Source organism: Deltaproteobacteria bacterium (assembly GCA_009930495.1).
Taxonomy (GTDB): Bacteria; Desulfobacterota; Desulfovibrionia; order Desulfovibrionales; family Desulfomicrobiaceae; genus Desulfomicrobium.
The window spans coordinates 1-10827 of record RZYB01000089.1 but is presented as its reverse complement, the minus strand read 5'-3'; the positions used below and the strand labels follow the sequence as shown (position 1 = coordinate 10827).

11 protein-coding genes are annotated in these 10827 nt (G+C 62.9%); 7 read left to right on the top strand and 4 right to left on the bottom strand.

The genetic code is table 11. The features are described 5' to 3' along the window. Positions 1 to 165: 165 nt before the first annotated feature. Positions 166 to 2469, bottom strand: a complete 2304-nt coding sequence (locus EOL86_08630; protein ID NCD25640.1) for a cysteine synthase — start codon at positions 2467 to 2469, stop codon at positions 166 to 168. Positions 2470 to 2622: 153 nt separating this feature from the next. Here EOL86_08630 and EOL86_08625 point away from each other — a divergent pair, with 153 nt between their 5' ends. Continuing rightward, the gene (locus EOL86_08625) at positions 2623 to 3201 is read left to right on the top strand and encodes a TetR family transcriptional regulator (GenBank protein NCD25639.1); all 579 of its coding nucleotides are present in this window, start codon (positions 2623 to 2625) and stop codon (positions 3199 to 3201) included. A 75-nt stretch (positions 3202 to 3276) separates the two neighbouring features. Beyond that, a complete protein-coding gene (locus tag EOL86_08620; GenBank protein ID NCD25638.1) occupies positions 3277 to 3795 on the top strand; it encodes a hypothetical protein in 519 nt (172 codons plus the stop codon). A gap of 94 nt (positions 3796 to 3889) precedes the next feature. On the opposite strand, the gene EOL86_08615 is transcribed toward EOL86_08620, so the two are convergent. Further along, complete coding sequence (locus EOL86_08615; GenBank protein NCD25637.1) at positions 3890 to 4552, bottom strand: hypothetical protein; 663 nt, start codon at positions 4550 to 4552, stop codon at positions 3890 to 3892. A gap of 320 nt (positions 4553 to 4872) precedes the next feature. Between EOL86_08615 and EOL86_08610 the strand changes: the two genes are divergently transcribed. Beyond that, positions 4873 to 5277 (top strand): response regulator, encoded by a 405-nt coding sequence (locus tag EOL86_08610; protein ID NCD25636.1) that lies wholly within the window; start codon positions 4873 to 4875, stop codon positions 5275 to 5277. Positions 5278 to 5340: 63 nt separating this feature from the next. Continuing rightward, positions 5341 to 6126 (top strand): carbon-nitrogen hydrolase family protein, encoded by a 786-nt coding sequence (locus tag EOL86_08605; GenBank protein ID NCD25635.1) that lies wholly within the window; start codon positions 5341 to 5343, stop codon positions 6124 to 6126. On the opposite strand, the gene EOL86_08600 is transcribed toward EOL86_08605, so the two are convergent. Continuing rightward, positions 6120 to 7463, bottom strand: coding sequence for a sigma-54-dependent Fis family transcriptional regulator (locus tag EOL86_08600; GenBank protein NCD25634.1), 1344 nt, complete (start codon positions 7461 to 7463; stop codon positions 6120 to 6122). The two genes, EOL86_08605 and EOL86_08600, sit on opposite strands and share 7 nt — an antisense overlap. Further along, positions 7460 to 8863, bottom strand: coding sequence for a hypothetical protein (locus EOL86_08595; GenBank protein NCD25633.1), 1404 nt, complete (start codon positions 8861 to 8863; stop codon positions 7460 to 7462). Before EOL86_08595 ends, EOL86_08600 begins: the two co-directional genes overlap by 4 nt. 144 nt (positions 8864 to 9007) lie before the next feature. Here EOL86_08595 and EOL86_08590 point away from each other — a divergent pair, with 144 nt between their 5' ends. The 3 genes from EOL86_08590 to EOL86_08580 form a co-directional block, all read left to right on the top strand. After that, positions 9008 to 9334 carry a pyrophosphatase gene (locus EOL86_08590; GenBank protein ID NCD25632.1) on the top strand — a complete coding sequence of 109 codons (327 nt, stop codon included), beginning with the start codon at positions 9008 to 9010 and terminating at the stop codon, positions 9332 to 9334. Positions 9335 to 9404: 70 nt separating this feature from the next. Continuing rightward, positions 9405 to 10121, top strand: a complete 717-nt coding sequence (locus EOL86_08585; protein ID NCD25631.1) for a periplasmic heavy metal sensor — start codon at positions 9405 to 9407, stop codon at positions 10119 to 10121. Positions 10122 to 10237: 116 nt separating this feature from the next. Next, positions 10238 to 10827: YgiQ family radical SAM protein (locus EOL86_08580; protein NCD25630.1), on the top strand; the 590-nt coding region annotated here is incomplete at its 3' end.

The window sequence follows — 10827 nt, the reverse complement described above, 5'->3', positions numbered from 1 at the left end:
CAAAATTCCACCGATCGGCCGCCAAAACCAGAAGTCCCGGACAAAAACCGGCACGTCCTGCCTCCCTGGCGGAAACAGACCTCGCTTTTCTCCAACAGCCTGTAAAAAAATCTATTTTTGACATCACGACGCCTGACGGTATGTCGCGGCTTCTGGCAGGCGCGCTCACAGCCGGAATAACCGCGCGCCCAGGGGATGGTCTTCCAAGCGCAGACCCATGTCGGCAAGCTGGGCGCGCAAGGTGTCGGCCAGGGCAAAATCCCTAGCGTGGCGCGCCTGATCGCGGCGACGGATGATCTCTTCCGCTTCCCGAGGCCAGTCCTTGGGAGCCAGGGGCAGATGCGCCCGGTCCAAAAATCCGAGAATCCGGTCGCAGGCCAAAAACTGCTCGGTCACGGCGGCGGCCTCGGCCGCGCTCAGCCGCCCGGCCTTGGCGTTGACCATCTTGGCAAAAGCGAAAAGACGCGGCCAGAAATGGGCCAAGTCCAGGTTGTCGTCCAAAGCGGCGGCAAACGCCGTCTTGAGCGCATAGACAGCCTGCTCCAAATCCGGCGCCAGACCGCCCTTGCCCCCGCCCAGACTGGCCGCGTTGGCCGCATCCTGCAGACGATGCTGGTTTTTGACCCACATGGCCAAGCTGTCTTCGGAATACGACAGGGTTTTCTGATAACTCGTGGACAACAGCCACAGCCTCAGGGCCGCGCCACTTCCGGCCAGGGCCAGGGCCTGATCCAGATCAGGCAGGACGACGCCGGGAACGCTTGCCGTCACGGGCTGAACCACCATCCAGGCCTGGGGGCGCACCCCGGCGCCGGCGCTCCAGATGGCGCTGAAATTGTCCAGATGAGGGAAGCGGTGCGACTCCCCGACGAGCATCACCGATACCGTGCCCAAGGTGTCCAGCGCAGCGGCGGCCAGTTGCAAAAACCAGCTCGGCCGGACCTTGCCCCATTCGGTCTCGACCACGTCGCCAAGCTTGAGGTCCTGCAGGGAGGCCCGCTTGAGCAGGGTGAAATCGGCCGGATTGTCCTTGACGTAATCGGCCAGATCAACGGTGTGCCCCAGACTCATGCCGGTCAGATCCAGGCCGGAAGTGCGGCCGTAGCCCTTGTCGCGGGTCACGTCGAAATAGACCGAACGCAGTTTTTCGTAGGCCTGCCCACGGGCCAGGAGCTTGCGGGCCAGCCCCAGGGCTCGCTCCTGACTGGCTCCGGCCAGGGGGAAAAAAGTCCCGGAGTCCAAACCCAGAATCCTGGCCCTGTCGGTCAGAGCGGCCACGGCGGCGGCCCCGAACCCGGCCAGACCGGCCTTGACCTCGCGCGCGGCGGCCAGGGCCCGGTCGTCCATGTCAGCCAGACCCACGGCCAGACGCGCGGCCAGCCCGCGCGCGGACAGGGCCCGACCCAAAACATCCATCCAGACCATGCGCCGCCAGGCATCCAGTTCTCCCAAATCGTCCAGACTCGGCCCCGGCGTGAACAGGGCATGGCCCCCGGCAGGGCTGTCCAGAATCTCCACCGCGCCCGTGGACACGCTGCGCACGCCCAGCCCGTGCTTGGCCGGCGGCGCGAACAGCGATGTCGAAAGATAGCGCTCGCCCGTATCCGGACAGATGAAAACAACAAGCCCGTCCTCGCCCTGCTCCTCCAGCTCGCGCGCCAGACGCAGCGACGCGGCCAAGGCCGCGCCCGCGCTCATGCCGGACAAAATTCCTTCTTCACGGGCCAGACGCCGGGCGCACTCGAAAGCGTCCTCGTCCTCGACACGCATGATCCTGTCCACGGCCTTTTTATCATAGATGCCCGGAGGATAGGATTCCTGCATGTTCTTGAGCCCCTGAATCTTGTGCCCGGCGTAGGGCTCCACGGCCACCACGCGGACCGCTGGCGCGGACTCCTTCATACGCTTGGCGATGCCCATGGCCGTGCCGGACGTGCCGAGACAGGCGACCACGTGGGTCACCCGGCCCTCGGTCTGCTCCACGATTTCCCGGCCCGTGCCCAGATAATGGGCCGCGATGCTGGCCGGGTTGTTGTACTGATCCATGAGGACATAGGTTTGCGGTTCCTCGCGGGCCAGACGGTAGGCCTCCTCGATGGCGCCGTCCGTACCCTGGCGGCCCGGAGTCAGACGCAGCTCGGCCCCGTAGGCGCGCATGATCCGCTGCCGCTCCTCGGACGCGGAATCCGGCATGAGCAGCGTCAACTTGTAGCCCTTGACGGCGCAAATCATGGCCAGACCCACGCCGGTGTTCCCGCTGGTGGGTTCGATGACGGTCTTGTCCGGCGTCAGCTCGCCGCTGGCCTCGGCCGCCTCGATCATGGCCAGGGCAACGCGGTCCTTGATGGAACCGCCGATGCTCTTGGCTTCGAGCTTGGCCGCGATCCGGATGCGCGGGTGGGAATATACGCGGTTCAAAGCCACGATGGGCGTGGCCCCGACCAGGGTCAAAATGGAAGGATGAATCATGGTCCAAACCTGTTAATGGATTGAATGCGAAGGGCCAGAACCTAGGCCAAAAGCCCTCCACGGGCAAGGCCCGCCCCGACTCCGCGAGCACCTCGCATTGCCAATGGGTCCGCCGTGTTGACAACAATAGACGACCGGTCTATTTCAAGCCGCATGACTTCCTCCACGCGTGAACACATTCTCGATGTCGGCGGCCGCATCATCCACCACAAGGGCTATACCGCCACGGGCCTGCAGGAAATCCTGCACACGGCCGGTGTGCCCAAGGGTTCGTTCTATTTCTACTTCAAGAGCAAGGAAGATTTCGGCCTGGCCCTTGTCGATCATTACCGGGCCAATCTGGCCATCGCGACCCGTCCCATCCTGGAGGATCACAGCCGCCCGCCCCTGAAGCGCCTGGAGCGTTTTTTCTCCTGGTTCCGCGACACCCTGGCCGCCGAGGGCTTCATCAAGGGCTGCCCCCTGGGCAATCTGACTCAGGAACTGGGCGATGTGAACCCGGCCTTCCGGGACAAGCTCAACCACGCCCTGGCAAGCCTGATCCAGGCCGTGGCCGGACAGCTCATCGAAGCGGCGGCGCGCGGCGAACTGTCTCCACGGCTCGACCCCGAAAACACGGCCCGGTTCATCATCTCGGCCTGGCAGGGAGCCTTGGTGCGCATGAAGGCCGTGGCCGGACCGGAACCGCTGGACAATTTTCAGACCATGGTCTTTCAGGTTCTTTTGACCTGAAACAGTATGCCGATGCCGACGGGCATCTTGTGTACACCCTCTTACTAGACGACTAGTCTACTACAAGGAGCTCCCATGTTTTTGCTGGCCACCCAAACCCCGGACAACGCCACGGACAGCGTGGCCGAAGTGTATGCCCACTTTGCAGGCCGCATGGACGTGCCCGCGCCGCTGCGCCTGCTCAGTGCCAGCCCGGAACTGCTGCGACTGCAGTTCGCCCAGATCCTGTATTTCATGCGTCATCCCAAATTGAGCTTTCCGGTCCTGGCCGCCATCCGTTTCCTGGCCGCGCGCCAGGCCGAGTTCGCGCACTGCCGGGTACTGAACCGCACCTGGCTGATAAAAGGCGGGCTAACGGACCGGGAAATGGACGACTTGGCCCAGGGCCTGGAGGTGGACGCCTTTTCGGTGGCCGAAAACGCCCTCTTGCGCATGGTGGGCAGGGTCCTGGCCAAGGACGCGGTTACCGCCGAGGACCTAACCGCCCTGCGCGATCTGGGTTGGACCGACGCCGACATCCTCGACGCCTGCGCCCAAGGCACGGCGCTCGTGGGCAGCGCCCTCCTGTTCGCGGCGTTTCAGGCCGTCGACTGACAACCGTGTTGCCGTGATCCTGGAAAAAAATCCAAAACCATAAAAGAAAAGCGCTCCCACAAGGGAGCGCTCACTTCACGCACGCACAAACCGTCTACGCCAGATGACGCCAGCGCAGCCCCAAAAGCCCGGCCAGGGCCGTGCCCAGCATCCAGACAGCGGCGGGAACGGGGACGGGAGACGGGTAACGGACAATCAAGGTTTGCTTTAACTGGTTGGTCGCGGAATAGGCCTGGATCACTTTGTACTCGGTTTCCAAAGCCAGAATCGTGGCGTCGTCCAAGGATTGGGGCAAGGAGCTGTACCAATTTTCATAAAATGTACGCTGAGAATTGGTATTGTAATATGGCTTATAGTTAGCATTGTCCGTTACTGCGGCCCAGATGGCGGACTGAAGGCCAACGGTTTCCCCTTCGGTATTGATCGTCGAGGCGTCGGGGGCATAGGTGTCCATCAGCCAGGCAGCCTGCAAATAATCCGGGGTCCAGTCGCGGACGGAATACGCATACGAATCTTGGCCAATGGAAATAGTCGGGGCAACGCAAAATCCGAATGTGGAAAAATTATCGTCGAATGTAAGATTGAATTGGGTGACTGTTTCAGTCCTCGTATATCCACCACTCGCGGAAGGCACAAACCAATCGGTTGCGTAGTCATAGGTCTTTCCCCACTCCACGGTCATGGTCGCCGCCTGGGCGCCGACGGCGCCCCATGCCATGACCGCAATCAAAAAAATCGTTCGCATCCATGTATTCATGAAAGCCTCCCGCCACTTGAGGTTGCCACGCCAGAACCCTTGTCGCGAAACAAATCGATCATCGTGTATCCCGCATCAAGTTTCACAGCGTTTAATCCACTGAAAATAAAATTTCTTTTCCTCAAAAAAAGCGACCGTGTCGGCCGTGTCCTACACATAGCCGACAACGGCGCCGCGACAAGCATGAAAAAAACGTGAAGCCGCTCATACTTTGGGCTGAGCTGGGCCCGGTCGATTCCACCCGCGCCCGTGGTTCGCGGAAACTGGTCTTTTGTCCACGTCCAGGATATAGGGCCTCAACAGCCATCCCTGGAGCCGGCATGACCACCTTACCCAAAATCCTTGTTGTCGATGACGAACGCTTTTTGCGAGTTTCCCTGACCGACTATCTGGAAGACTGCGGCTTTCCCGTCCAAGCCGCGGCCAGCGCCGAGGAAGGTCTGGAACAGCTGGAGCGGGATTCAGCCGATCTGTGCATCGTGGACATGCGCCTGCCGGGTATGAACGGCAACGAGTTCATTCTTCGGGCCCACGCCCGCGATCCGCGAATCCGCTTCATCATCTTCACCGGTTCCGTGGACTATTGCCTGCCCGAAACACTCCGCAAACTGGGCCTGACCCTGGACAACATCCTCTTCAAGCCCCTGACGGACATGGCCGAACTTCTGAATAAAATCACGGCGATTCTCCAACATGAGCCAGATTCCCCCACGCCGCCACGTTGAACTTCTCCGGCTTTCCCCGTAGACAACCACTCCATCCCGACATCCCAAGCCCCAGGATCTCCCATGCGCATTGGTCTTGCCACGGCACCCGTTCCCATATCCCTTGAACACGCGGTCGAAACCGTGCTGTCCTTCATCGACCAGGCCGCCGGTTACGGAGTCAATCTGCTCTGCTTTCCCGAAGCCTATATCCCGGGCATACGCGGCCAGGGTTTGACCATTCCACTGCGCGAACAGGACGAACTCCGCGCCGCCCTGGCCCAGGTCCGCCAACACGCCGCCGCGCGCCACGTCGGGGTCATCTTGCCCATGGAATGGCCTTCGGAACAAGGCCTCTACAATCTGGTCCAGGTGATTTCGCCGGACGGCAGGCTGCTTGGACGCCAGTGCAAGGTCCAGCTCGCCCCGGACGAAGAGGGAATCTATATCCCCGGACGGGGACGGCAGCTGTTTGAAATCGACGGGGTGAAATTCGGCGTGGCCATCTGCCACGAAGGCTGGAGATACCCGGAAACCGTCCGCTGGGCGGCCTGCAGGGGCGCGCGGATTGTTTTCCATCCGCAGTGCACGGGCAGCAACCGCACCGGACGCACCCCCATGGGCTGGGGCGATCCGGACGGGCCGTACTACGAAAAAGCCATGATCTGCCGTGGCATCGAAAACAGCATCTATTTCGCCAGCGTCAACTACGCCTTCGCCTTTCAGGATTCGGCCACCAGCGTCATCGCCCCCGACGGGAGCTGCCTGACCCACCAGCCCTACGGGCAACCAGGGCTCCTGGTCCAAAAACTGGATCTGCCCGAGGCCACGGGTCTTCTGGCCCAGCGCTACGCCCCGGACCGTTACTGACCCAGCCCGTACTTGCGCATCTTGGCGCGCAGCGTGACCCGGGTCACGCCCAAAAGCCGCGCCGCCTCGCTCTTGTTGTTGCCCACCTGCTCCAAGGTGCGGACAATGGCCTCCCGCTCGACGTCTTCGAGGGACTGTCCGCCCCCGGCCTGAACCGGCCGCGAATTCTCCAACGCATTGCGCACGGACGCGGGCAGGTCGACCTCGGTGATGGATTCCCCCGGCGCCAGGATCACGGCCCGTTCCACCGCGTTTTCCAGCTCCCGCACATTGCCCGGCCATTCATGGCGCAGCATGGCGTCCATGGCCCGTGGCGCGAAACCGCGAAAGGTCTTGTGATTGCGGGTGGCAAACCGTGTCAGAAAATGCTGGGCCAGAAGCGGAATGTCCTCGGCGCGCTCCCGCAGGGAGGGAACGCGCAAGGAGATGACGTTCAGGCGGTAATACAAATCCTCGCGAAAGGTTCCGGCCCGGACCTCGGCCTCCAGATCCCGGTTGGTGGCCGCCACGACCCGCGTGTCGATCCGAATGGGCCGATCGCTGCCCAGACGCTGTACCTCGCCCTGTTGCAGGGCGCGCAGCAGCTTGGCTTGCAGGGGCAAGGCCATTTCCCCGATCTCGTCCAGAAAAAGCGTGCCGCCATCGGCCTGGACAAAGCGACCCTCGCGCCGCCGGTCCGCCCCGGTGAACGCCCCTTTTTCGTGGCCAAAAAGCTCGCTTTCCAGCAGATTTTCGGCCAGGGCGGCGCAATTGACCGTGACCAACTCCCGTCCGGACCGGGGACTTCCCTGGTGCAGGGCCTTGGCCACCAATTCCTTGCCCGTGCCGCTTTCGCCCAAAATCAGCACCGAGGCTTCGGACGGAGCCACGGCCCGGATCATGGAAGCCAATTCGACCATGGCCGGCGAACGACCGATCATGTCAAAGGCCGGCCCCACGTCGCGGCGGAGCCGGGAGTTTTCCTGGCGCAGGCCGGCATGATCCACGGCCCGCTCCAGGGCCAGCCGCAATTCATCGAAATCAAGCGGCTTCTGCAGATAGTCATACGCACCGGCCTTGAGGGCTTCCACGGCCGTGCCCAGGGAGGAATAGGCGGTCATGATCAGCACGGGCAAAAACGGGTTGAAGTCCCGAATGCGGCGCAAGGCCTCGATCCCGTCCACCTCGGCCATGCGCACGTCGGTCAGGACAGCGTCAAAGGCCGCTTCCCGCACCTTGGCCACGGCCTCGGCCCCATCCACGGCCGTGGCCACCTCGTGCCCCCAGCTCGCGAGCATGGCCACGAGCATGGTCAGATGGGCCTTGTCGTCATCCACCACCAAAATACGCGCCTTCATCGTCCGCCCCCGTTGACTGGTATTTCCAAAATGACCTCCGTGCCCTGGCCCGGCTCCGAATCCACCCGCACCAGTCCGCCATGGGCGTCGATGATTTTCTGCACCAGGGGCAGGCCCAGCCCCGTTCCCTTGCCCCTGGTGGTGAAATAGGGATCGAAGATCCGGGGCTTGTCCTCGGGACGTATGCCCGGACCCGTGTCGCGCACGCGAAATTCCAGCCGGTCTCGCGACCGGGCCACGGCGGCGGTCAGGGTGCCGCCTCCGGGCATGGCCTGGATGGCGTTCAAGAGCACGTTGAGCAGGGCCTGCCGCATGCGGTCCGCGTCCACGCGCACCGGCTCCTCGGTGCCGATCTGAATCTCGACCCCGACGTTGGCCTCGCGGCAATCGCTTTCGACCAGCATCAGGGCGTGGCGCAACAGTTCGGACGGATTCTTGGACTCCAGGCGCAATTCCGAGGACCGGGTCAATTCCAGCAGTTCGGACACGACCCTGTTCAGCCGCTCCACCTCCCCCACCATGACCTGGGCCAGCTCCCGATCCGGGCTGCCGGGCGCGAACTTATCCCCGAAATACGTGGCAAAGCCCTTGATGGAACTCAACGGGTTGCGAATCTCGTGAGCGACGCCGGCGGCCAGGGTGCCCAGGGCGGCCAGGCGCTCGGCCTTGACCATCCGGCCCTCCAGGGCCACGGCCTTGCGCCGCCAAAAAAAGGAAACCCCGGCGGTGCCAACCAGGGCCAGGCCAAGCGCGCAGGTCAGGACAACGGTCATGACATCCTTGTGCTCGGCCTGCAAATACGGTCTGGCGTCAAGACCCACGGCCACAAGCATGAGCTTGTCCGTCGGCGCGGGCCGGGGGGGGCTGTTTTTTTTCGACCTGGACGACGGAATTTTCCGATCCAGGGGCAGAAACGGCACCCGCGCAAAGGATCGCTCCGTGAACTGTGGCCCGCGCAGCGGACGATAGGCCCGAAAAATGACGAACAATGGCCCGCTTTCGCGGTGGATCACGGCCCAGGCCGGAGTGTCCCGCACGGGCAAGGCCGCCAGGGACGTGGCGTCCAGTCCGGCGCCGGCCTCGGACTCGCTGAAGGCTTCCAGACTGCCGTTGGGCCGGACCACGGCCAAAAATCGCAGATCCTCCTGTTGGACCATCTCGTCCAGCAGGGTCCGCAATCGAAACCCCCGCACGCCCGGTCCGCGCATGCCGACGCGGCCACCCGCCTCCATGGCCCGGATCAGGGTCTCGCCCTGGGCGGCCATGACCTGGGCCACGACACGCTGCTCCCGATTCCGACCGGAAATGGCCAACCACAAAACCAAGGCCGCGACCAGGGCCAGGATAAAAACCCAGCCCAGCCCGAAGCTGGCGGCAACAAAACGACGCACTCCATCCACGACACTTCCTCGCGCGTAAAAATCAATCCACACCGACCCGGACAGCCAGGGCTGAAAGGGAGATATCCACGAATCGTGCCGAATACGCGGCGCATTGCCAAGCGGTCCGGCATTGCATAGCCCGGAACAAAAAAGGAGACACCCATGACCGTTCACGAACTACAGACAACCGTCGATACCTGGGTGCGCACCCTGGGCGTGCGCTATTTTTCCGAACTGACCAACCTGGGCATCCTCATGGAGGAAGTCGGCGAGGTGGCCCGGATCATGACCCGCCAATTCGGCGACCAGAGTTTCAAGGAATCCGACAAGAAGGATCTGGCCGACGAACTGGCCGACGTGCTTTTCGTCCTGACCTGCATCGCCAACCAGACCGGCGTCGATCTGACCGAGGCCATGGCCCGTAATCTGGAGAAAAAAACGATCCGGGACAAAGACCGCCATATCAACAACCCCAAGCTCAAGGCCTGAGTGTTCCCGCCACGGCGCGATTTCCCCGGCACCGGTCCGCAAGGCTCCGGACGCCTCTTGTCCCCACGAAATGACGCGCCCGCGCGGCGGTTCCTGGTCAGAATCGAACCGAACCGGCCTTGGGCCTGGACAGTTTCTGACCAGGCGCTCCTGGCCACCAGTCCATCGCGCTTCGGTATTTTCAAATAAATCGTTTTATTTCAAATTTTTGAATGCAAAATTTGATTTTGGCACGGCCCTTGATAAACGTCAATCAACACCACTGATCATCACCAAACCAAGGAGCTTCACCATGAAAAAAACCGTCATCGCCTCCCTGACCACGGCCCTGATCCTTCTTTTCGTCGCCACGGGCTTTGCCGGCCCGGGCCGCGACGGCAAGCACGGACAACGCCAGGGCGGCCAGGACCGTCTGGTCCAGATTGTCAACCAGCTGACTCCGGAAAAACGGGCCCTCTTCGAGTTCATCATGAACGAACACCGCCAGGAAGTCCGTCCGCTGCAGAACACCATGTGGCAGAAGCGGACCGAATTGAAGGCCCTGTCCGCCAACCCGAACACCCAGCCCGAAGCCCTGACCGCCATTGTCGCCGAAATGGCCAAGACCCGGACAGCCCTCCAGGAAAAGGGCGACGCCCTGCGCGCCCGGATCAAGAAAGAGGTGGGCATTGACTACCCGCCGTCCCGCTTCGGCCAGGGCCGCCCTGGTGGCAAGCCAGGACTGGGGGCGCGACGGGGTTCCACCGGCCCGGACATGGCCCGAGCCACCGCGCCCGAGGGTATGTGACTCCCGGCTTCTCCATCACGAATCTGGCGACAAACCTCCCCGTGTCGCGGGCGGCCTCCGGGCCGCCCTTTTTTTGTCCTTGCCCCACCCTGGACGCCCGCCTATGGACTCATCCCATGACCCAGCTCTTTTCTTCTCCCGGCCTGCCCCAGCCACCGTTTCTGCCCATGACCAGGGCGGAGATGGACAGTCTTGGCTGGCCCGAACTGGACGTGCTGCTGATCAGCGGCGACGCCCATGTGGACCATCCGTCCTTTGCCATGCCCCTGTTGGGCCGGACCCTGGTCGTCCATGGCTTTCGAACCGGCATCATCGCCCAACCGCGCTGGACCGACCCGGCCGACGTGACGGCCATGGGCCGGCCCCGGCTCTTCGCCGGCGTCTCGGCCGGCGCCATCGATTCCATGCTGGCCCATTACACGGCCTTTCGCAAAAAACGCTCCGACGACGCCTACACGCCGGGCGGCAGGGCCGGAGCCCGCCCCAACCGGGCGTGCATCGTCTACACCAACCTCCTGCGGCAGGCCTTTTCAGGGCTGCCCGTGATCCTGGGAGGGATCGAGGCCTCCCTGCGCCGGGTCACCCATTATGATTTCTGGACGGACAAACTGCGCAAGCCCATTCTTCTCGACGCCAAGGCCGATCTGGTCGTGTACGGCATGGGGGAGAGGGCCCTGGTCGAAATCGCGGCCCGCCTGCACGCCGG